The 21,497-nt window shown below is 62.0% G+C and carries 18 protein-coding genes; 10 read left to right on the forward strand and 8 right to left on the reverse strand.

All coding sequences use genetic code 11. The features are described from left to right. The first annotated feature begins 166 nt into the window (after positions 1-166). The 7 genes from INHI_RS0105070 to INHI_RS0105100 all read left to right on the forward strand — a co-directional run bounded on the left by INHI_RS0105070 (position 167) and on the right by INHI_RS0105100 (position 6,910). Entirely contained in the window at positions 167-1,102 is a 936-nt protein-coding gene (locus INHI_RS0105070) for a hypothetical protein (protein WP_027246945.1), read from the forward strand. Continuing rightward, the gene (scpA, locus tag INHI_RS0105075; protein ID WP_027246946.1) at positions 1,065-3,188 is read left to right on the forward strand and encodes a methylmalonyl-CoA mutase; all 2,124 of its coding nucleotides are present in this window, start codon (positions 1,065-1,067) and stop codon (positions 3,186-3,188) included. The genes INHI_RS0105070 and scpA overlap by 38 nt, the downstream gene beginning before the upstream one ends. Positions 3,189-3,525: 337 nt before the next feature. Further along, complete coding sequence (locus INHI_RS0105080) at positions 3,526-4,128, forward strand: VOC family protein (RefSeq protein ID WP_027246947.1); 603 nt, start codon at positions 3,526-3,528, stop codon at positions 4,126-4,128. Continuing rightward, on the forward strand, positions 4,125-4,649 hold the full coding sequence (locus INHI_RS0105085) for a GNAT family N-acetyltransferase (RefSeq protein WP_027246948.1): 525 nt from the start codon (positions 4,125-4,127) through the stop codon (positions 4,647-4,649). The genes INHI_RS0105080 and INHI_RS0105085 overlap by 4 nt, the downstream gene beginning before the upstream one ends. 9 nt (positions 4,650-4,658) lie before the next feature. Further along, entirely contained in the window at positions 4,659-5,357 is a 699-nt protein-coding gene (locus tag INHI_RS0105090; RefSeq protein ID WP_027246949.1) for a molecular chaperone DjiA, read from the forward strand. Further along, a complete protein-coding gene (locus INHI_RS0105095; RefSeq protein ID WP_027246950.1) occupies positions 5,338-6,333 on the forward strand; it encodes an endonuclease/exonuclease/phosphatase family protein in 996 nt (331 codons plus the stop codon). The genes INHI_RS0105090 and INHI_RS0105095 overlap by 20 nt, the downstream gene beginning before the upstream one ends. A gap of 136 nt (positions 6,334-6,469) precedes the next feature. Further along, entirely contained in the window at positions 6,470-6,910 is a 441-nt protein-coding gene (locus INHI_RS0105100) for a hypothetical protein (RefSeq protein WP_014880457.1), read from the forward strand. Positions 6,911-6,981: 71 nt separating this feature from the next. On the opposite strand, the gene INHI_RS0105105 is transcribed toward INHI_RS0105100, so the two are convergent. Genes INHI_RS0105105 through INHI_RS0105115 form a run of 3 tightly spaced genes read right to left on the reverse strand, consistent with a single transcriptional unit; the run spans position 6,982 to position 10,420 of the window. Beyond that, positions 6,982-8,526: a Ppx/GppA family phosphatase gene (locus INHI_RS0105105; RefSeq protein ID WP_014880456.1), complete on the reverse strand. Its 1,545-nt coding sequence runs from the start codon at positions 8,524-8,526 to the stop codon at positions 6,982-6,984. A gap of 47 nt (positions 8,527-8,573) precedes the next feature. Further along, positions 8,574-9,344, reverse strand: a complete 771-nt coding sequence (locus INHI_RS0105110) for a P-loop NTPase family protein (protein ID WP_014880455.1) — start codon at positions 9,342-9,344, stop codon at positions 8,574-8,576. Between the two features lie 8 nt (positions 9,345-9,352). Beyond that, entirely contained in the window at positions 9,353-10,420 is a 1,068-nt protein-coding gene (locus tag INHI_RS0105115; protein ID WP_027246951.1) for an AI-2E family transporter, read from the reverse strand. A gap of 208 nt (positions 10,421-10,628) precedes the next feature. Here INHI_RS0105115 and proS point away from each other — a divergent pair, with 208 nt between their 5' ends. From proS to INHI_RS0105130, 3 genes are all read left to right on the forward strand, one after another. Then, positions 10,629-11,984 carry a proline--tRNA ligase gene (proS, locus tag INHI_RS0105120; RefSeq protein ID WP_014880453.1) on the forward strand — a complete coding sequence of 452 codons (1,356 nt, stop codon included), beginning with the start codon at positions 10,629-10,631 and terminating at the stop codon, positions 11,982-11,984. A 170-nt stretch (positions 11,985-12,154) separates the two neighbouring features. Next, complete coding sequence (locus tag INHI_RS0105125; protein ID WP_014875144.1) at positions 12,155-13,447, forward strand: lipoprotein-releasing ABC transporter permease subunit; 1,293 nt, start codon at positions 12,155-12,157, stop codon at positions 13,445-13,447. After that, positions 13,440-14,153: an ABC transporter ATP-binding protein gene (locus INHI_RS0105130; protein WP_051338944.1), complete on the forward strand. Its 714-nt coding sequence runs from the start codon at positions 13,440-13,442 to the stop codon at positions 14,151-14,153. Before INHI_RS0105125 ends, INHI_RS0105130 begins: the two co-directional genes overlap by 8 nt. A gap of 10 nt (positions 14,154-14,163) precedes the next feature. On the opposite strand, the gene INHI_RS0105135 is transcribed toward INHI_RS0105130, so the two are convergent. The 5 genes from INHI_RS0105135 to parE form a co-directional block, all read right to left on the reverse strand. Continuing rightward, positions 14,164-14,850 (reverse strand): hypothetical protein, encoded by a 687-nt coding sequence (locus INHI_RS0105135; protein WP_027246953.1) that lies wholly within the window; start codon positions 14,848-14,850, stop codon positions 14,164-14,166. A 62-nt stretch (positions 14,851-14,912) separates the two neighbouring features. Then, complete coding sequence (locus INHI_RS0105140; protein ID WP_027246954.1) at positions 14,913-16,979, reverse strand: molybdopterin-dependent oxidoreductase; 2,067 nt, start codon at positions 16,977-16,979, stop codon at positions 14,913-14,915. 101 nt (positions 16,980-17,080) lie between these two features. After that, positions 17,081-17,833, reverse strand: coding sequence for a hypothetical protein (locus tag INHI_RS0105145; protein WP_027246955.1), 753 nt, complete (start codon positions 17,831-17,833; stop codon positions 17,081-17,083). A 601-nt stretch (positions 17,834-18,434) separates the two neighbouring features. Continuing rightward, positions 18,435-19,448 (reverse strand): hypothetical protein, encoded by a 1,014-nt coding sequence (locus tag INHI_RS0105150; RefSeq protein WP_027246956.1) that lies wholly within the window; start codon positions 19,446-19,448, stop codon positions 18,435-18,437. Further along, the gene (gene parE, locus INHI_RS0105155) at positions 19,445-21,403 is read right to left on the reverse strand and encodes a DNA topoisomerase IV subunit B (RefSeq protein WP_027246957.1); all 1,959 of its coding nucleotides are present in this window, start codon (positions 21,401-21,403) and stop codon (positions 19,445-19,447) included. Before parE ends, INHI_RS0105150 begins: the two co-directional genes overlap by 4 nt. Positions 21,404-21,497: the final 94 nt, after the last annotated feature.

The following is a 21,497-nucleotide window of genomic DNA, read 5'->3' on the forward strand; positions in this document are numbered from 1 at the left end:
GGTAATTGCGATGGGCAATCCCGCGCGTGGGGCAAAAAAAACATGTCCCTGCAACACCCGCGCACGGCGCATTAACCGCATCGTCAGCCTCCCCGTGGCAGGCTCTTGGCCTCTGCAAACCCGGCAGTCCGCCTTGCGCGACGCCACCATCGGGACAGGACTGGCCATGGATATCATGCTGCATATCGGCGCGCATCGCTGCGCAACGGGGTATTTTCAGGGCTTCCTCGCCCATCACGCGGCGCGGCTGCGGCAGGACGGGCTTGCGATCTGGGGGCCGGAGCAGACCCGCAACGGGCTGTTCCACGGCATCCAACCCGGCCCGGCGCCGGTCACAGGGCGCGATCTGGCAACCCGCGCGCGGGGCCGTCTGCGGCTGCGGATCGCGACAGAGACCGCCGCCGGCGCCCAACGCCTGCTGATCAGTGACACGGATCTGATGGGCGGCGCCCATGACCTTCTGCAGCAGCGCCAGCTCTATGCCGGGGTTGGCGTGCGGCTCGCCCGCTTTGACGCGGCCTTTGACGGGCAGGTGCGCGACGTGATGCTGAACCTGCGCAGCCCGGATCGCTTCTGGACCTCGCTGCTGACCCAGATGGTGGCCAATGGGCACCCGCTGCCCTCGGCTGCGGTGCTGGGTCAGATCGCCGCCCATCCGCGCAGCTGGCGCGATGTCATCACGGATATCGCCTGCGCCATGCCCAATGCCCGCATCCGTGTGATGCCTTACGAGACCTATGGCGACCGGCCCGAGGTGCAGCTGTCCCTGCTCGCGGGCCTGCGTCTGGCGCGGATGCCCCGCGCAGATCGGCTCAACCGCTCCGACGGTCTGCCGACCCTGCGCCATCGCCTGGCGCCTGATGTGGCCCGCGATCTGCCGCGCGGGGAGGGCCGCTGGAGCCCGTTTTCCGACATTCAATCCGCAGCGCTGCGCGAGCGCTACGCCGACGATCTGATGTGGCTGCAAGGCGGTGCCGATGGTCTGGCAGAGCTGATGCGCGACCCTGACAAACACGCGGTGGGCTTGAACCCGCCCCCCTACGACCTGACAAGAGGAACTTCCGATGACGACCAAAACCGACGATTGGCGGGCTCTGGCTGAAAAGGAACTGCGCGGCCGCCCGCTGGACGCGCTGACCTGGAATACGCTGGAAGGTATTGATGTCAAACCACTCTATACCGAGGCCGATACCAAAGAACTGCCCCATATGGGCACCATGCCCGGGTTTGGCCCCTTTACCCGTGGGGTGAAGGCCACGATGTACGCAGGCCGCCCCTGGACCATCCGCCAATATGCGGGCTTCTCCACGGCTGAGGAATCCAACGCTTTCTACCGCCGCAACCTCGCTGCCGGGCAGCAGGGCGTTTCTGTGGCCTTCGACCTTGCCACCCACCGCGGCTATGACAGCGACCACCCCCGCGTGATGGGCGATGTTGGCAAGGCCGGCGTGGCCATCGACAGTGTCGAGGACATGAAAATCCTGTTTGACGGCATCCCGCTGGATCAGGTCTCGGTCTCGATGACCATGAACGGCGCGGTGATCCCGATCCTTGCCAGCTTCATCGTCGCGGGCGAAGAGCAGGGCCATGACAAATCGCTGCTGGCCGGCACCATTCAGAACGACATTCTGAAGGAGTTCATGGTCCGCAACACCTATATCTATCCGCCTGAACCCTCAATGCGGATCATCTCGGACATTATTGAGTACACCTCGAACGAGATGCCGAAATTCAACTCCATCTCCATTTCCGGCTACCACATGCAGGAGGCCGGCGCGAACCTGGTGCAGGAGCTGGCCTATACCCTCGCAGACGGGCGCGAATATGTGCGCGCGGCGATGGAGGCGGGCATGGACGTCGACAAATTCGCAGGTCGTCTGAGTTTCTTCTTTGCCATTGGCATGAACTTCTTCATGGAAATCGCCAAGCTGCGTGCGGCTCGCACGCTCTGGCACCGGGTTATGACCGACTTTGATGCCAAGAATGACCGCTCCAAGATGCTGCGCACCCACTGCCAGACCTCGGGCGTGTCCTTGCAGGAACAGGATCCCTATAACAACGTGATCCGCACCGCCTACGAGGCGATGTCGGCGGTCCTTGGCGGCACGCAGTCGCTGCACACCAACGCGCTGGACGAAGCCATCGCGCTGCCCACCGATTTCTCCGCCCGCATCGCCCGCAACACCCAGCTGGTGCTGCAGGAGGAAACCGGCGTCACCAATGTGGTCGATCCGCTGGCTGGCTCCTACTATGTCGAAAGCCTCACCAATGAGCTGATTGAGAAAGCCTGGGCGCTGATGGAAGAGGTCGAGGAGATGGGCGGCATGACCAAGGCCGTGGCCTCCGGCATGCCGAAACTGCGCATCGAGGAAAGCGCGGCCCGTCGTCAGGCGATGATCGACCGCGGCGAAGAGGTGATCGTCGGCGTCAACAAATACCGCAAGGAAAAGGAAGACCCGATCGACATTCTGGACGTCGACAATGTCGCCGTCCGTGACAGCCAGATCGCCCGTCTCGAAACCCTGCGCGCAGATCGCGACAGTGCCGCCTGCGAGGCCGCGCTGGAGAACCTGACTCGCGTCGCAAAGGAAGGTGGCAATCTTCTCGCTGCCGCTGTCGAAGCCGCGCGTGCGCGCGCCTCAGTCGGAGAAATCAGCATGGCAATGGAAAAGGAATTCGGCCGTCACAGCGCCGAGGTCAAGACCCTCGCCGGTGTCTACGGTGCCGCCTATGAGGGTGACGAAGGCTTTGCCGCCATTCAGAAATCCATCGAAGACTTTGCCGAGGCAGAGGGTCGTCGCCCGCGTCTTCTGGTGGTCAAGATGGGCCAGGACGGCCACGACCGCGGCGCCAAGGTGATCGCCACCGCCTTTGCCGATATCGGCTTTGACGTCGACGTCGGCCCGCTGTTCCAGACCCCGGAAGAGGCCGCGCAGGACGCCATCGACAATGACGTCCATGTGGTCGGGATTTCGTCGCAGGCCGCAGGGCACAAGACGCTGGCCCCGCAGCTGGTGAAGGAACTGAAGGCGCAGGGCGCCGAGGATATCATCGTGATCTGTGGCGGGGTGATCCCGCAGCAGGATTACCAGTTCCTCTATGACAATGGCGTCAAGGCGATCTTCGGCCCCGGCACCAATATCCCCGAAGCGGCGCAGGACATCCTGAAGCTGATCCGCCAAAGCTAAGTGCCGATGGTGCGCGTGGGGTCTCTCTGCGCGCACCCATCCGCACCGGCATTGCGACACCCATAGTGCTCCCGCCCCCGCAGGTGGGTTTGCCCTTGGGCAAACGCCCCCTTTGCGGCCTTGGGCGTGGCAGCCAGCCTATCCGGCTGGCTGCCTGCATCGCGCTTGGCGCGATGCGATCCCCAACGGGAGCGGCTGCGTCTGAGACGCGGTCGACGACGGGCGGGAGCGGCGCTGTCTGCCCCCTCACATGCCGCCAATATTGCCGCTTGCGCCCCGGCGATGTCCGGCTAGTCTCGCGCTGACGCAATGACAGTGCCGGAAGGGGGGAGACGTCATGGAGCTGGATCATCTTGCTGTGGCCGCAGATACGTTGGACGCAGCGGTCGCCCATATGGAGGAAAGCCTCGGCGTGCCGATGCAGCCGGGCGGCAGCCATGCGGTCTTTGGCACTCACAACCGGCTTCTTGGGCTTGCCGATGGCCTCTATCTCGAGGCCATTGCCATCGACCCAGCCGCCACACCGCAGCGCAGCCCGCGCTGGTTCGATCTGGACCGCCGCAGCGGCCCGGCACGGATCACCAACTGGATCTGCCGCTGCGCCGATCTCGCAGCCGCGCTGGCGGCAGCCCCGGAGGGCGCGGGCGAGATTGTCGATCTGCAACGGGGCAATCTCAGCTGGCAGATGGCGGTGCCGAAGGATGGCATCCTGCCCTTTGACAATATGTTCCCGGCCTTGATGCAATGGCACAGCCCCCATCCCGCCGCCGCGCTGATCCAGCAGGGCTGTACCCTGCGCCGTCTGCATCTGTCGCACCCGGACAGCACAGCACTGGCGCAGGCTCTGCCGCTGCGCGATGCACGGGTGGAACTGCATCATGGCCCCGCCGCCTTCGAGGCCGAGTTCGACACGCCCCATGGGCCAAGGGTGCTGCGATGATCGTCCGGGCGGCCACGGCAGCGGATGCAGAGGCAATCGCTGCGATCACCAATCAGATCATCCGCGACACGCTGATCACCTTCACCACGGTGGAAAAGACCAGCGCGCAGGTCAGGGATGAGATCGCCGAGAAAGGCGCATATGTGCGGGTGGCCGAGGAAGCGGGCCAGATCCTTGGCTACATCAGCCTTGGCGCCTTTCGCATCGGCCCCGGATATGCCCGCACCTGTGAACACGCAATCTATCTGGCTGAAACGGCCCGTGGTCGCGGGGCAGGGCGGGCGCTGATTGCCGCCATTGAGGCGGTCGCGCGTGCCGACGGGGTCCATGTGCTGGTCGCAGGCATCAGTGCCGTGAACGCAGGCGGTCTGGCTTTCCACGCCGCCATGGGGTTCGTCGAGGTGGGGCGAATGCCGGAAGTCGGGCATAAGGCCGACCAGTGGCTTGACCTGGTGCTGATGCAGAAAATTCTCTCCCCCAAAGGGGTTGGCCCCGCTGACAGCCCGGTCAAATCAGGGTAGTCTGCCCTTATGTCACTCTGGACCCGCATCACCGAAGCGCTCTCTGCGCTGGCCTCTGGCCAGAGCCTTTCTGAGGTGTTCGATAGCCTGCGCGCACCGCCGGAGCGCAGCGTCGCCTTTGCCATTGCGGTGATCGCGCTTGGTGCCAAAATGGCCAAGGCCGACGGGCAGGTTACCCGTGACGAGGTCACCGCCTTTCGCGAGGTGTTTCAGATCGCCGCCGAGGATGAGGTCGGCGCGGCGCGTGTCTTTGACCTCGCGCGGACGGATATCGCGGGCTATCAGGACTATGCCGCCCGCGTTCAGAAGATGTTTGCCAATGATCCCCAGACGCTGTGCGATCTGATGGAGGGGCTGTTTCACATCGCCATGGCGGATGGGTTTTATCATCCCGGCGAAAACGAATTCCTGTCAGAGGTCAGCCGTATTTTCGGCCAGAGCGAACAGCAGTTCATGGCGCTACGGGCACGGTTTGTCGCTGATGCGCCGCGTGATCCCTTCACGGTGCTGGGCGTGTCCCCGGATATGCCGCGCGATGAGATCCGCAAACACTGGCGCAAACTGGTGCGTGAAACCCATCCTGATTCCATGATGGCGCGTGGTGTGCCCGAGGAGGCGGTGCGCCTTGCGGAAAAGCGGATGATCGACATCAACCGCGCCTGGGATGAAATCAACGGATGCGGTGGCCATGCGGCTCGTCACCTATAACGTCGAGTGGTTCTCCTCGCTGTTCGGTGCGGACGACACGCTGCTGATGGACGGCGGCACATCGGGCCGCCACGGGGTCGACCGCGACAGCCAGACCCGCGCTCTCGCAGAAGTGTTTCAAAGGCTTGATGCCGATGGCATCATGGTGATCGAAGCCCCGGATACCAACAACCGCCGCAAAACCCTGCGCGCGCTGGAGCATTTTGCGCAGGAGGCCGGCCTGCGCAGCACCAAGGCGGTGATCGGCTTTGCCAATGACACCCAGCAGGAGATCGCCTTTCTCTACGATCCGAAGGTGCTGCATGTGGCCCATTCGCCGAGAGAAAGTGCGGCGGCACCGCGGTTTGATGGCGTCTTTCACATTGATCTGGATGTCGATGCGCAGAAAGACGCGGTGCGGTTCTCCAAACCCCCGCTGGAGCTGACCGTAACCACAAACGGGGGCCGCGAGATCTCGCTGATTGGGGCGCATCTCAAATCAAAGGCTCCGCATGGCGCGCGTTCTGATGATCATGCCGTCACCCTGTCGATTGCCAACCGGCGCAAACAGCTGGCACAGGCAATCTGGCTGCGCCGCCGGGTTGAGCAGCTTTTGGCCGAGGGGCGGGACGTTGTGGTGATGGGCGACCTCAACGATGGGCCAGGGCTGGACCAATACGAACAGCTGTTCAACCGCTCCTCGGTTGAGATCGCGATGGAGAGCGATCTTTATGATCCCAACGCCCAGAGCCTGCTGCAACCCCGGCTGCGGGTGATGCCCAGTTCCGCACGCTTCTATGACAAGGCAAACAAACGCTATTTCAGTGCTTTGCTGGACTATATCATGGTCTCATCCGGGCTGCGCCAACCAGCAGCCAACTGGCGGATCTGGCACCCGTTTGAGGATGCAGCCTGTTATGAGGACGTGGCGCTGCGCGAGGCGTTGCTGGCGGCCTCTGATCATTTCCCGGTCAGCCTTGATCTGGATCTGACGTGACAGTGGCCAGCTCCGCCAAGGGCCGCAGCGCATACCGCCGGGTCTGCGCCCTCTTCAATCCTGACGTGTTCTGCCTATATTGACGGCAAGCGATCCCTGCCCATGCCAACCTGTCCATGCCAAAGGGGGCAATACCATGATGCCTAAGTTTCAAATGACACCGCAATTGAGCCGTATCCTTGTGCTTTCAGGACTGTTGATGCTGCCGCTGGCGCCATCCGCGTTGGCGGAAAACGCGCCTGCGTCCGAGGATGAAGGCAGCAGCCTGATGCAGCGCGGGGCAGAGCTGTTCTGGGAAGGGCTGCGTCAGGAGATGGCTCCGGCAATCGACGATCTGCAGGCGTTGGCAGATGACTTCGGGCCAAGCCTGCAAGGGTTCCTGTCTGAGATGGGACCGGCACTGGCCGAAATCGCAGGCAAGGTCGAGGATTGGAGCGTCTATGACCGCCCCGAAATCCTGCCCAATGGTGATATCATCATACGCCGAAAACCCGAAGCCGCGCCGGATGCTACACCAGATGCCACACCCGAGGGGCAGCAGGGTGAGGTGTTGCCCGAGGGGACAACCGACCTCTGAGCGTCGCAGGGCGGCCCGGTCCGGGCGGCCCTGTGCCAAAGGTCGGTATCAGATTTGAAAGATGCGGAGGGTCACTTGCGGATCTTCACCCGCAGCTCCGCCTCCAGCGACCGGGCAAGGGAATTCAGCCGTGCCTCGGCCACCTCGCCAAACAGCGGCTCCGCCTCGCGCGGCAGTTCCAGCAGCAGATGTTTCTTGCGTGGCTGCCAGACCAGCTTGCCGATGTCGCCGTCTTTGCTGACCATCAGCATGGCACCAAATCGCATCGCCTTGCCAAGGATCTCTGCCTCTTTCTTGCCGCGCTCATCCAGGAGATCATAGAGGTATTCAAACGCCGTCCCCTGCCGCTTGTTGCGGTAGCGGTGTAGCAGCGCCAAACCCAGAAACACCCGTTCAGAGTGCTTCAGCCCGCCCAGATTGGCGCGGGTGGCATTGTCGAAACAGACCTCGGCACGGTAGTCGGGGTGGGCGCGCCAGCTGACGTCATGCAGCAGGCAAGCGGCCTTGACCAACCGGGTTTTTGCGTGGTCCGAGGCTTTGAACAGGGGCGAGACAAATTCATAGAGCGTGCGGCCAAAGCCGGGGATACGGGCGTCTTTCTTCTCAGCAAAGCGGCTGGCCTCAATCAGTGGGTCCCGGTTGCGCAGCCTCTGCGGCATCTGCTCATAGAGCAGCCCCTCGCGGATACCATAGCTGGAGACGGCAATATCCTTGGGTTTGAAGGTCTTGACCAGACGGGAGAGGACATCCGCCGCATAGGGCACCAGTGACATCCGGGCGGTGGATATGCCACATTCGCTGCGCAACGCTTCCAGATCATGGGTCTCGATATAGCGCAGGGTTTCGCGCACCGCCTGCGCATTCATACGATATTCGTGCAGCACCCGCAGCGGGTAGCCCCGCCGCGCCATGTCGATCCGCGCAATTGCCCGCCAGCTGCCGCCGACCAGAAACAGCCGGTCGTTCTGCTGACCCATCTCGTTGCGCAGGCCTTCCATAACTTCGGTGATATGCGCTTTGCGGCCCCGCCTGCCGCCGGGAATGTCGCGCAGCTTCAGCGGGCCGAGCGATGACGTCACGCGTTTGCCAACCTCGCCGTCATGGATTTCTGCCAGCTCCATGGAGGAGCCGCCGATATCGCAGACCAGACCGTAAGACCCCGGCCAGCCCAGCAGAACACCCTGGGCGGACAGGCGGGCTTCTTCCTGACCATCAATGACGTGAATTTTCAGCCCGGTGTCACGCAGCACCTCTTCGCAGAAGTCCTCGCCGTCGCTGGCATCGCGCACCGCGGCGGTCGCCACCACCGACAGTGGCGGCATGTCCATGCCCTCGGCCAGATGCTGAAACCGGCGCAGCGCGGACAGCGCGCGGGCGCGCCCTTCGGGGTTCAGGCGACCTGTCTCTGACAGGCCAGCCCCCAGCGCACACATGATTTTCTCATTGTAGAAATAGGCCGGGCTACGGGCGGCGCCGTCGAATATCACCATCCGCACCGAGTTGGAGCCGACGTCAACAACGCCCACCCGTGACAGGGCGCGGACGCCGGGATCGTCAAACAAGGGGCGCTCAAATGGCCCCCAATCGGCGGTGGCAGGCTCCGGTGTCACGTGCATGTTGGCTCCGTTACGTGTCGTCAGGATGGGGGATCGCAGGGCGCGGGTCAATCGCCGGATGTGGCCGGGTCGGCTGCGTCTGCGGCATCTGTTTTCGGATCGGTCTCTGCGCTATCGCCCGCGTCTGCCGATGCCGTTGCGGGCCGGGTCGGGCGGTCGGACATCAATTCCACCGCCAGCACGCGTGACACCATGCGCCCCTCAGTGAGGGAGAGACGATCCAGCTCCTCCACGATCTGCGAGGCGGCGGCAAAAGAGCGGTCCATATGGGCAACCAGATAGGGGATCACATCAGGCTTCGGGGTGATCTGGCGGTCATTGAACAGCTTGGCCAAAACGACTGACAGCAGGGCGTCATCGGGTGGTTGCAGCTGCGCATGTGGCGCGCCCTCGATCCGGCTTTGCAGGTCTGGCAGGGACATGCCCCACAGATGCGGTGCCGCCCGGCCGGTCAGCATCAGGGCGTGCCCATTGGCCAGCACCAGATTGTGCAGGTGAAACAACGCGTCCTGCGCAGGCGCGCTGTCGGCAATATCCGGCACATCCTCCACCGCAATCGGACCATCGGCCAGATGCGGGACATCTTCCTTGGTCAGCTGCCAGGCGGGAATGATCTGTGCGCCCGAATTGCTGGCCCAGACGTGCACCAGATGGGTTTTGCCAGAGCGTTTCGGCCCGCTCAGCACCAGCTTGCCGCCCGGCCATGCGAAGGAGGGATCCAGCATCGCCACGGCCATGGCATTGGAAGGGGCGACAAAGAAATCGTCCCGCCCAAGCGCCGGTTTCGCCGGGAGATCAAAGCTCAGTTGCTGTGCCATGGGGGAATTCAGTCCGCGTCGTGAAAGGCTTTGCCCTGATAGAGGCGACTGTCCAGATACTGCTCAACAAGGAAACGTGCAATCACCCCAAGTGCGGCGGCAACGGGCACCGCAATCAGCATGCCGACAAAGCCAAACAACGCGCCAAAGACCGACAAGGCCAGCAGCAACCAGACCGGATGCAGCCCGACCGAATTGCCCACCAGTTTGGGGGTGAGCAAATTGCCCTCAATCACCTGACCGATGGCAAAGACGCCGGCCACCATGCCGATCGACCACCAGTCACCCCAGAACTGAAACAGTGCCAGACCAATGGCCAATGCGCCGCCGATCAGGGCACCCAGATAGGGAATGAAGGTGACAAGACCAGCGATAAAGCCAACGGCCAGACCAAAGTTCAGCCCGACCAGCATCAGGGCAACGGCGTAGTAGGTGCCAAGGATCAGACAGACGGTGCCCATGCCACGGATGAAGGAGGCCAGCACCTTGTCAATGCGCGCGGCCAGTTCGCGGATGGTGGGGGCGTGGTCGCGTGGCAGCAGCTCATCAATGCGGGCGACCATCCGGTCCCAGTCCAACAGCAGATAGACCGCCACAACCGGGACGATCACAAACAGGATCAGCACATTGACCAGCGACACAGCCGAGCCGACAACGCCTTCCAGAACGCCGATGGCCTTGCTTTGCAGGGTCTGGGCAATGGATACGATGGTCTGTTGCGCGCGGCTGCCCTCGTCAAACAGGGACGGTGCCTGTTGCTGTACAAAGTCCCGCAGGTTCTTGAAGGCCTCCGGCAGCACCTTGGCGAGATCCAGCATCTGGTAGATCAGTGTTGGCACCACCACCAGCAGAATGACGACAAACAGCAGCATCGCAAAAACGGTGATCACCGCAGTGGCTGCCGTCCGGCTGAGGCCCATCGCCTCCAGCCGGTCGGCAATCGGGTCAATCAGATAGGCAATCGCCGCACCCAGCACGAAGGGCAGCAGCACATCGCCAAGCGCCCAAAGCACAACCGCGATAACAACCGCCGCAATGCCCCAGTATTTCATCTGTTTCTGTGCGGGAAGAGCCATGGTTGCGTCCTTGCTGTCAGCCCGAGCCTGCGGCGCGTGTTCGGCCCAAGTCTTCGCCGATGCGCCCCGCTGATGCAACCCGTTGATGTGGCCCGTTGTTGTGGCCCGTTGTTGTGGGCTGCAAAAGCTCAGACGACAAAGCGCGATTGCCCCAGACGCGCCGATGGCTTAGACCGCTTGAGAACCCAGATTGATAAATGAGACCGCCATGCGCCTGTCCCGCTATTTCCTGCCTGTTCTCAAAGAGAACCCCTCCGAGGCCCAGATCGTCAGCCACCGCTATATGTTGCGGGCTGGCATGATCAAACAATCCGCCGCCGGGATCTATTCCTGGCTGCCCTTGGGCTTCAAGGTGCTGAAAAAGATCGAAACCATTGTCCACGAAGAGCAGATGCGCGCGGGCCATATCCCGATGCTGATGCCGACGTTGCAATCGGCGGATCTGTGGAAAGAATCCGGTCGCTATGATGATTACGGTCAGGAAATGCTGCGGATCTCTGATCGCCATGGCCGTGACATGCTCTATGGTCCCACCAATGAAGAGCTGATCACCGATATTTTCCGCAGCCATGTCGGCAGCTACAAAGATCTGCCGCTGACGCTCTACCACATCCAGTGGAAATTCCGCGATGAGATCCGCCCGCGTTTCGGCGTGATGCGGGGGCGCGAATTCTACATGAAGGATGGCTATAACTTCGACCTGACCAAAGAGGACGCGCTGCACGCCTACAATCGTCATCTGGTCAGCTATCTGCGCTCATACGAGCGTATGGGGTTGCAGGCGATCCCGATGCGGGCTGACGGCGGACCTATTGGCGGCGATTATACCCATGAGTTCCTGGTTCTGGCCGACACCGGTGAGAGCGAGGTGTTCTACGATAGCGCCGTTACCGATCTGACCTTTGGCGATCGCGCGATTGACTATGACAGTGTTGAGCAGTGTCAGGGCGTGCTTGAGGAGTTTACCTCCAAATATGCCCGCACCGACGAGACCCATGACGAGGCGCTGTTCAATGAGGTGCCGGAAGAGCGTCGCCGCGTGGCGCGCGGGATCGAGGTTGGCCAGATTTTCTACTTTGGTACCAAATACTCCGAAGCACTTGGTGCCAATGTGCAAGGCCCGGATGGCAAGCAGTCGCCGGTCCATATGGGATCGCATGGCATCGGTGTTTCCCGTCTGCTGGGCGCCATTATTGAAGCCAGCCATGACGACAAGGGCATCATCTGGCCCGAAGGTGTGACGCCCTTCCACTGCGGTATCGTGAACCTCAAACAGGGCGACGATGAGGCGGACGCCGCCTGCGAGAGCCTCTATGAGGCGCTGACAGCTGCCGGGCTGGAGCCGCTCTATGATGATCGCAAGGAACGCGCAGGCGGAAAATTCGCCACCATGGACCTGATCGGTTTGCCTTGGCGCATCACCGTCGGCCCGCGTGGGCTGAAAAACGGTGTGGTCGAACTCACCTCCCGCCGCAGCGGCGAAAGCGAGGAACTCTCGCCCGAGGCAGCGGTGCAGAAGATCGTGGAGATCTACGCCAACCACCAGACCGGTCGCGGGTTCTGAAGCTAAGCTGACATCGCAAAAAAACGGTACAAACGGCCCGCACACCTATTTTTGGGATGCGGGCCGTTTTCATCTGGAGGTAGCGGGGAAAGCTGCCGGATGTGCAAGCAGATCTTGACCCCGGAGCTCAGGCAGCACAGGTTGCGCTGAACTTTACCGGCAGGATCATTATGGCCACACCACTCCCTTTTTCCCGTTTCGAATGGCTGATTGCATGGCGCTATCTGCGGGCGCGTCGCGCCGAAGGGGGCGTCAGCGTGATGACCTGGATCAGCCTCATCGGCATTGCGCTGGCGGTGTTTGCGCTGATCGCCACATTGGCGGTGCGCACCGGGTTCCGGTCGGAGTTTGTCGGCACCATTCTGGGGGCAAATGCGCATGTGACGCTCTATTCACATGGCACGGTCACCGAACAGGGCCAGATTGACCGCAAACTGACAGAGTATGACGCCCTGGCAGAAGCCGCCGCAGCTGTGCCCGGTGTGATCCGCACCGCGCCGCTGATCAAAGGGCAGGTGATGGCAAGCCTGCGCCAGCGCAGCGCCGGGGTTGAGGTCTTTGGCATCTCGGCCGCCAATATCGCCACCCTGCCGGGCATCGCCCAGAGCGAGGCGGCGATTGGTGACCTGTCGCGGTTTGACGAGGGCGTGGCGCTGGGCTCCGGCGTGGCCCGCGAGCTGGGTGTCAGCGTCGGCGACCGGATCAAGCTGATCTCGCCCAACGGGGTGAAAACCGCCTTTGGCACCAGCCCGCGCGTCAACGCCTATGAGGTGGTATATATCTTCACCGCCGGGCGCTATGACATCGACCGGACCCGGCTCTACATGCCCTTTGCCGAGGCGCAGAGCTATTTCAATCGCGAAGGCTTCGCCGACGAGATTGAGGTGATGGTGGAGGATCCCGAAACCGTGGATCGCATGGTGCTGCCGCTGTTGCAGGCCGGGGATGAGGTTGCCTCGGGCATCGGGGTCTGGACCTGGCGCGATGCCTCTGGCGGGTTCCTGCGCGCGCTGGAGGTCGAGGACAATGTGATGTTCATCATCCTGTCGATCCTGGTGCTGATTGCCACGATGAATATCGTCTCCGGCCTGATTATGCTGGTCAAGAACAAGGGTCGTGACATCGGTATCCTGCGCACCATTGGCCTGAGTGAGGGGTCGGTGATGCGGGTGTTTTTCCTCTGCGGGGCCTGTACTGGCGTTGTCGGCACCCTGTTGGGCGTGATCCTTGGCTGCCTATTCGCGATCTACATTGATCCGATTTTTTCCTTTGTGAACTATGTGATGGGGGGCGGGGTCTGGGATCCGGCGATCCGGGGCATCTACGCGCTGCCGGCTGAGCTGCGGCTGGCAGATGTGCTGTCGGCGGTGGCACTGTCGCTGACGCTGTCCTTTGTCATCACCATTTTCCCGGCACGGCGCGCGGCGCGGATGAATCCGGTGGAGGCGCTGCGCTATGAATAATTCCGAGACGCAGGCAGGCGCGCAATCTGCCGTACTGCAGCTGAGCCAGGTCGGCAAATCCTACAACCATGGCCTGCCGACGCAGGTGGATGTGCTGACCGGCATTGATCTGACGGTGAAACCGGGCGAGATCGTGGCGCTGGTGGCGCCCTCTGGCGCGGGCAAATCCACGCTGCTGCACACGGCGGGCCTGTTGGACACGCCCGATCGCGGCACCGTGCGGATTGCGGGTCAGGATCTGACCGGCAAATCCGAGCGGCGGCGTACGGCGGTGCGGCGGCAGGATGTGGGGTTTGTCTATCAGTTCCATCACCTGCTGGCGGAATTTACCGCGCTTGAAAACATCGTGCTGCCGCAGCTGGCCAATGGCATCGGCCAGGCCAAGGCAGAGGCGCGGGCGCAGGATCTGTTGGCGCGGGTGGGTCTGAAGGACCGCGCCGGGCATCGTCCTGCGGCGATGTCGGGCGGCGAGCAGCAGCGGGTTGCGTTTTGCCGGGCGCTGGCCAATGGGCCGCGTCTGCTTCTGGCGGATGAGCCGACCGGTAACCTCGATCCCGGCACGGCGGATCAGGTCTTTGCCGCGCTGATGGAGCTGGTGGCGGCCACCGGTATGGCAGCACTGATCGCCACCCATAATCTGGAGCTGGCGCAGCGGATGGACCGGGTGGTGCGGTTGGAAGACGGTCAGCTCCACGCCGGGATGTGAGTGGCGCGGCTCAGGCGCAGATACCCGTCACATTGACGTCTTTCCAGGGCAGGTAAACATCGCTCTCGCGGCTTTGCGGCAGGTCGGAGACGGGCATTGCGCCCTTCAGCATTCCATGCAGCCGCTTGGTGCGCGCGCCGGTTGGGTCCAGCGCGCGACAGCAGACGTATTCCTCAACGATGGCGCCCTGCTGTTCATAGGCATAGTCGATGAAGCGATCATTGCTTTTCAGATCAAACAGATAGGGGTCGTCGCTCGCGCGATGTTCAGCGGCGGCGCGCAGCGGGTGATAGCCGGTCTTGGCGCGTTGCTGCCATTGCCAGACATGGGTCGCCTCATGGGCCAGCAGCATCGCCTCCACCAGATAGAGCCGCTCGGGGTAGGCGGGCATGTAATCGTCGATATACCAGTCGCGCACGAAGAAGATTCGGTTGAACAGCGTCAGTGCCGCCGGGGAAGAGGTGACGATCTCATCTTTTACGGGCGGCAGGATGCGTTCACGGCAGGTCACGCGGGGACGCGGCTTGCGGCGAAATGTGACCTGCGACAGCGGCGCGCCCTTGACGATGCGCAGGCGGTTCATATCCAGCTCCGGTCCGTGGATGTGGATCAGAAACTGCTGTTCGCTTTCCGACAGTGGGCGTCCGCAGGACAGCAGGGTAAGACAGGCGATGAGCAGGAATAAACGCGCGATCATGGCCCCACCCTAGAGCAAGTTGCGCCGGGGTGGGAACCCGTTTCGCGGGCTTTGATCGCCGATCAGCTGGCGGCGGGGCGCAGGTCCACAAAGGTCTCGTTATAGCAGGCGCCATCCTCGGTATCGGTGCGGATATCGGCGGGGATCAGCGCATTCACCGTCAGGCCCGTGGCACTGCTGGCGCGCCAGGTGCCCTTGGGGCTGTAAAGCACACCGGGGCGGGTGGCATCGCTGATTTTCAGCCGCAGGGTCACGGTGGCTTGGACGTTGAACACCTCCAGCAATGCGCCGTCGGTGAGGTTGCGGCTGGCGGCATCCTTTGGGTGGATTTCGACCAGTTCGGCCCCATCGGAGGGTGGCTGGTCGCCAAAGGTGGCATTGGTGCGTTTTGCCGAAGACGGCGTGATCAGCACAAAGGGGGCGCTGCGCGGCACCGGATCATAGCGCGGCACGCCAAAGCCGTAGCGGGTCTCGTAATCCTCGCTGAACAGCTCAATCTTGCCCGAGGCGGTGGCCGGCGCAATCGTATCACAGAGGATCGGTGCAACGCCCTCGGCGGCGGTGATTTCCAACGCCCGGTCGAGGGGGATTTCACTGGGGCGGTGGCCCTGAAGCTGCGGATGATTGCCGTCCAGCGCCTGATCCATCAGCTCCGCATCGCTGGCCTGAAACATCGGATCATCATAGCCGAACCGTGCGGCCAGACGGCGGAAAATCTCAGTATTGGGCAGGCTGTCGCCCACCAGTGGGATCACCGGAGCGGCGCGTTGAATGAAGTTCTGGCCATAAGCACCATAGACATCGTCATATTCAAAATGGCTGGCGGCAGGCAGGATCACATCGCACATCCGCATGGAATCGGTCATCGCCACATCGCTGCCCGCGATAAAGATCTCTTCCTGACTGAGCGCCTCGATCAGGCGGGCCTGATCGGGGTGGGTGGCGACCGGGTTATGGTTGTAGATCATCACCGCCTTCACCGGGATGCGCATGTTCTGGTCCAACAGTTTGCGCGCCACATCAACGATGTTGAAGATACGGGTGTCTGGATCAATCAGGTGACTGGCCTGTAAGCGGTCTGGCGTTTTCGGAGCCGCAAGGCCGGGTTTGGCCAGCACCCCGGTACCCAGCCGCCCGTGATGACCGGTCAGCGCCTGTAGCGCCATAGCCGCACGCAGGCCGGAGCCGCCGGAGCGTCCGCGTTCGATCCCGTTTCCAAGCGAGGTGGACATGCAGCGGGCCTGCGTGATCCAATCGGCGAGCTGGTGGAACTGCGCCAGCGGGATGCCGCAGACCTCGGCCACCTGATAGGGGGTATAGCTGAGTGCGGCCTTCAGGTATGGTTCGGATCCCGTGGTCCATTGGGCGATAAACTCATGGTCCAACGCGCCGCGCCGCTCCAGCTCAGCCGCCAGTGCCATCGCCAGCACCACATCGGTGCCCGGCACCGGTTGCAGATGCAGGTCGCAGTGTTCGGCAATCTTGGTGCGCTTGGGGTCGATCACCACCAGCCGTGCGCCCTTGGCGCGGGCCTGTTTCAGCAGCGGCGCCATATGCAGGTTGGAGACGGTGACATTGTTGCCCCAGATCAGCACCAGATCGGAATGCAGCACCTGTTGTGGCGGCATGCCGGGCGCGGGGCCAAAGAGGCTCTCATAGGCGCCGCCGCGCACTCCGCCGCAGAGCGGCCCTCGGTTCAGCCGGGTTGCGCCCATATGGTAGAAAAACCGCCGGTCCATCGACCCGCCGGCCAGTTCGCCATGGGGGCCTGCGTAGTTGAAGGGCAGCACCGATTGCGGGCCGTGGGCGGTGATTGCGCGCGTGAACCCGGCGTGGATCAGGTCCAGCGCCTCCTCCCAGCTGATCGGCTCATAGCTGCCGCTGCCGCGCGGGCCACTGCGGCGCAGAGGCTGGGTCAGCCGGTTGGGACCATGCACAAAGCCTGCAAAACTGCGCACCACCTTGTTGCAGATCACCGCATCGGTCAGCGGATTGGCGCGCGATCCGCGCACCGCGGTGACCTCACCATCGGTGACACTGACGCTGAGGCTGCAGGTGTCGGGGCAATCCAGCGGGCAGACGCTGGGCAGATGGGTTGTCGGGCTATCGGACGGTGGGTTGTCGCGCATGGCTGGGCTCGCAAATCAGGACAGGTCTGTTGCGGTTAGCCTAACGGGTAATGTGACCTTGTCGAAATGGCCAGTTTGGCAGTTTTTGATAAGGCCAGGGCTTAGCGCAGATCCACCACCGATTTGCCCAGCCGGAACGGCGCGGCAAAGGCCACCATGCAGAGCGCGAGGATTTGCAGGACCAGAATATGCGCATTGTCCTGAAGATATTCCCATTCGCTCTTGAGCTGGGTAATCTGCTCAATCAGCGCATCATAGGCGCGCGCCAGGATCAGAAAATCGCCGGCAATGGTCGGCACCTTGCGGCGCAGGCTGTCGACGGCGGCTTCGGTCGGGGCGTCGAGCGCGGTAAAAACGGTGAAGGCGGCGGGATCAAACGCATCCGCCTTGGCGGCCATCGCCATCATCTCGCTGGTGTTTTCGGCACGGCCAAAGATCAGCTGTAGCCCCTGTAGCGGGGTGACCTGATCAGTCACAGCAATGAACAGCGGCAGTTCGGCATTGCCCGCGGTGGAGGCGGAGAGAAACTCGATCTTATCACATAGGGTTGCGATATCGCTGTCATAGGCCGGATCGCAGAACCGCAGGCGAAACCGCGCGGCGTCGCGGTCAAAAGAGGCGGTGGCGGCATAGGCAATGTCGATCTGGCGCTCCAGCCGCCCGGTGTCGGCCTTGTAAATACCCGCCAGCACAGCGACCAGCGCGCCGATACCGCCCAGCACCACCCAGCCCAGATCCGCCAGCCGCCAGACGCGGTGTCCGGCAGGGTGGCGAAACAGCAGTGCCGTGCCAAGGCTGCCCGCGCCGAAACACAGGAGGATCAGCAGCAGCTGATTGTCGGCAATGGTCATCATGGCGGCGGCTCCTGCGGGTGGGTCCGGGGTGGGCTGGCGTTGGGGAAGTGTAGAAAGACCAGCGCCTTGCAGGCAAGCGCTATCACCGCGCGGCCCGATGTGCCTAGGGGCGCGGTGGGGGATGTCCTGATTGTGATGTGCCCGGCGTGGTGGGGGCGGGGTTTTGGCCGTTGCTGCGGGCAACAAAAGGAGGCGGCGCCGCCAAGGGCCCAATGTGTCCATCGGGGCCAAAGGCGGAGGGTGGGATGGGGATTGCCCATCTTCGCGAGATATCTGCGAACCGCCCCGGTTGGTGGCCGTGGCGTCCGATCTCCAGGTGGTGTGGCGGGGTGTCAGTCCGCCCCGGATGTCGCGACCGGATCAGTCTGGCAGATCGGGTTTAAGCGAAGGTGGGGGCGGCGTGCGGTGGGTGCGCAACGGGGCGGTGAGGGGGAGCGTTTGAGGGGCGGACGGGCGGAGCCCTTCGCTGCTACCGGTGCCTTGGGAGGTAACGGCGTCGGCGTGCCCCCTTTGGACGTGGCGCGTAGCGGCACGGCCCGCGCCTGACCTTCCCCCCGGGAAGGCGCTTCACGCCTCCCCAAGGTCAGGCGCTGGCCTTGTGTCATTCAGAAATCGCTTCCTCTTGATAAAATTTTGCGATGTTTCCTAAATACAGAAGAGTTGCCAAATAGGTTTGTTGCAGCTCAAATTTAGAAATCTCTCCATGCACTCCCTTGTTACTTCTGTCACTGATGGTTCTTAGAAGTTTTTCGAGTTCTTTGCTGCTGAAGGAAATGAGCTTTGCACCTTTATTCTTCGCTTCAGTCTCAAGGAAGTATGAAATACGGTTTAGCGGTTTGTCTTGTTCCAGGCCATTGATGCCCGGTACAGGTTTTTGTATGGCGTCGGCTATCGTGTTTATGCAGCGTCGGATTAGAAGCGCAGCCTGCGACTTTTCTTCAATGCCTTCTGTGTTCAAAAGAGAGGAGGCTTTCTGAAGCTGGTTGAGAGACGCAGGCGATAGACGTTCTAAAAATGAGAAGACTGAATTTTCTATCTCAGCGATGGTCACGCTGTCATTCGCTTCCCACTCCACTTTCTGCTCAATTAGAGAAGCGTAGTCAAAAGCGGCTGACAAGAGCCTTTCCTTGACCTGCTTGATGGCGGAGCGTCGATGTATTTCTTTAAGTTTGATAAGCTCGTTTTCTTTGTAGAAAAACGCGGCATCAATGTCGTTTACATTGCTCGGGACTTTCAAGGAATCGAGGGTGTCTTGTGAGGCTTCTAATTCAAAGTCTATTTGCCCACAGCCAGCCCAGAAAAGGGTGTCCTCTCCAATTTCCAACATTTTACAAGTCTGCTTGCTAAATGTTCGGTTTCGCATCTTCCGATTTACGGCAATTTCATGAAGGACCTTGATTTGTTCTTTGGTTAACTCCCCAAGTGAACTAAGCAAGTGCCTCAGCGCTTCCTGATCTCCATGCTCTTGCTCATGAACAAAGTATGCGAAGCTCTGCAAATCACCGGACAGAAGCGATAACCGCTGGCACCCCCGGAATGCCGATGCAATGTCCTTTCTTCTAACGTCTTCAAATACTTCATCAATAATTTTGGTTTGACGTGAGCCTTTGCTCATACATCCAGCTCCTCCACGAACTTCGCGTTCTCCTGGATATACTGGTAGCGAAGCTCGGGTTTTTTGCCCATCAGCTGCTCGACCAGCTCGCTGGTCTCGCCCGGTTCGTCCTCGTCGATGGTGACGCGGATCAGCTTGCGGGTGGTGGGGTCCATCGTGGTCTCTTTCAGATCCTTGGCGTCCATTTCGCCAAGACCCTTGAAACGGGAGACGTCGATCTTGCCCTTGCCGCCCAGACCCTTTTCCAGCCAGAGATCACGCTCGGCCTCATCGAGGCAGTAAACGCGGCGGGCGCCCTGGGTCAGGCGGAACAGCGGCGGGCAGGCCAGATACAGGTGGCCGCCGTCAATCAGCGGGCGCATCTGGGTGAAGAAGAAGGTCATCAGGAGGGACGCGATATGGGCGCCGTCGACGTCCGCATCGGTCATGATGATGATCTTGTCATAGCGCAGATCGTCGAGGTTGAACTTGGTGCCGGTTCCGACGCCAAGCGCCTCGCAGAGGTCGCGGATTTCGGCGTTGGTGCCGATCTTGTTGGAGGCAGCGCCCAGCACGTTCAGGATCTTACCCTTGAGCGGCAGCAGCGCCTGATTGACCCGGTTGCGCGCGCCCTTGCCGGAGCCGCCGGCGGAGTCGCCCTCGACAATGAACAATTCGGTGCCGGCGCGGTCTTTTGATGTGCAGTCGGTCAGTTTGCCGGGCAGGCGCAGCTTTTTGGTGGCCGATTTGCGCTGGGTCTCTTTCTCCTGCTTGCGGCGCAGGCGTTCCTCAGCGCGCAAGACAAGAAAGTCGAGGATGGCGCCGGCCGATTTGGTGTCGGCGGCCAGCCAGTTGTCGAAATGGTCGCGCACCGAGTTTTCGACCATTTTGGCGGCGATTTCGGTCGACAGGCGGTCCTTGGTCTGACCAACAAAGGCCGGATCGGCGATAAAGCAGGAGACCAGCGCGCAACCGCCCGCCATCAGGTCGTCGCGGGTGATGCTGGCGGCCTTCTTGTTGCCGACAAGTTCGCCGTAGGCCTTGATCCCCTTGAGGATTGCGGCCCAGAAACCCGCAACATGGGTGCCGCCCTCGGGCGTGGGGACGGTGTTACAGTAGGACTGGGTGAAGCCGTCGCGCGAGGGCGTCCAGTTGATCGCCCATTCGACATAACCCGGCGCGTTGAATTTTTCGCGGAACTCAACCTTACCGGCAAAGGGCTGGTCGGCGTAGACGGAGGATTTGCCGAGCACCTCGGTCAAATAATCCTTAAGTCCGCCGGGGAAGTGGAAGGTGGCCTCGGTCGGGGTCTCATTGTCGTCGATTTCCGATTTCCAGCGGATTTCGACGCCGGAGAACAGATAGGCCTTGGAACGCACGAGGGTAAACAGGCGCTTGGGCTTGAAGCGGTGGGAGCCGAAGATCTGCTCATCGGCGTGGAAGGTGACGAAGGTGCCGCGTTTGTTCGGGGCGGCGCCGATTTTTTCCACCGGGCCCTGCGGGATGCCGCGCGAGAAACGCTGTTCGAACAGTTCCTTGTTTTTGGCGACCTGCACCACCATGGAATCCGACAGCGCGTTTACCACGGAGGAGCCGACGCCGTGCAGACCGCCAGAGGTCTGATAGGCCTTGCCGGAGAATTTGCCGCCCGCGTGCAGGGTGCAGAGGATCACCTCAAGCGCGGATTTGTCCGGGAACTTGGGGTGCGGATCGATCGGGATGCCGCGGCCATTGTCGGAGATGGTGACGGCGTAATCGGCGTGCAGCGTCACCTCGATCCGGTTGGCGTGGCCGGCGACCGCCTCATCCATGGAGTTGTCGAGGATTTCGGCGACCATATGGTGCAGCGCGCGCTCATCCGTGCCGCCGATATACATACCGGGGCGCTGGCGGACCGGTTCCAGGCCTTCCAGGACCTCAATTGAGGAGGCGTCATAGGTGTCGGATGCAGGCGTGCTGAGGAGGTCGTCGGCCATATGCGGGGCTGCTCTTGCTTGGTTTTGGTTAAGGCTATTATGGCAGGTGTTGGGGCCGGGTGGAAGAGGCACGCAAGGGGCTGTGGATAAGGCG

Source organism: Phaeobacter inhibens DSM 16374, assembly GCF_000473105.1.
GTDB classification, from domain to species: Bacteria; Pseudomonadota; Alphaproteobacteria; order Rhodobacterales; family Rhodobacteraceae; genus Phaeobacter; species Phaeobacter inhibens.

Coding starts and splice junctions, on each gene's coding strand:
- INHI_RS0105070 (WP_027246945.1), top strand. CDS start 167: ATGGATATCATGCTGCATATCGGCGCGCATCGCTGCGCAACGGGGTAT.
- scpA (WP_027246946.1), top strand. CDS start 1,065: ATGACGACCAAAACCGACGATTGGCGGGCTCTGGCTGAAAAGGAACTG.
- INHI_RS0105080 (WP_027246947.1), top strand. CDS start 3,526: ATGGAGCTGGATCATCTTGCTGTGGCCGCAGATACGTTGGACGCAGCG.
- INHI_RS0105085 (WP_027246948.1), top strand. CDS start 4,125: ATGATCGTCCGGGCGGCCACGGCAGCGGATGCAGAGGCAATCGCTGCG.
- INHI_RS0105090 (WP_027246949.1), top strand. CDS start 4,659: ATGTCACTCTGGACCCGCATCACCGAAGCGCTCTCTGCGCTGGCCTCT.
- INHI_RS0105095 (WP_027246950.1), top strand. CDS start 5,338: ATGCGGCTCGTCACCTATAACGTCGAGTGGTTCTCCTCGCTGTTCGGT.
- INHI_RS0105100 (WP_014880457.1), top strand. CDS start 6,470: ATGATGCCTAAGTTTCAAATGACACCGCAATTGAGCCGTATCCTTGTG.
- INHI_RS0105105 (WP_014880456.1), bottom strand. CDS start 8,526: ATGCACGTGACACCGGAGCCTGCCACCGCCGATTGGGGGCCATTTGAG.
- INHI_RS0105110 (WP_014880455.1), bottom strand. CDS start 9,344: ATGGCACAGCAACTGAGCTTTGATCTCCCGGCGAAACCGGCGCTTGGG.
- INHI_RS0105115 (WP_027246951.1), bottom strand. CDS start 10,420: ATGGCTCTTCCCGCACAGAAACAGATGAAATACTGGGGCATTGCGGCG.
- proS (WP_014880453.1), top strand. CDS start 10,629: ATGCGCCTGTCCCGCTATTTCCTGCCTGTTCTCAAAGAGAACCCCTCC.
- INHI_RS0105125 (WP_014875144.1), top strand. CDS start 12,155: ATGGCCACACCACTCCCTTTTTCCCGTTTCGAATGGCTGATTGCATGG.
- INHI_RS0105130 (WP_051338944.1), top strand. CDS start 13,440: ATGAATAATTCCGAGACGCAGGCAGGCGCGCAATCTGCCGTACTGCAG.
- INHI_RS0105135 (WP_027246953.1), bottom strand. CDS start 14,850: ATGATCGCGCGTTTATTCCTGCTCATCGCCTGTCTTACCCTGCTGTCC.
- INHI_RS0105140 (WP_027246954.1), bottom strand. CDS start 16,979: ATGCGCGACAACCCACCGTCCGATAGCCCGACAACCCATCTGCCCAGC.
- INHI_RS0105145 (WP_027246955.1), bottom strand. CDS start 17,833: ATGATGACCATTGCCGACAATCAGCTGCTGCTGATCCTCCTGTGTTTC.
- INHI_RS0105150 (WP_027246956.1), bottom strand. CDS start 19,448: ATGAGCAAAGGCTCACGTCAAACCAAAATTATTGATGAAGTATTTGAA.
- parE (WP_027246957.1), bottom strand. CDS start 21,403: ATGGCCGACGACCTCCTCAGCACGCCTGCATCCGACACCTATGACGCC.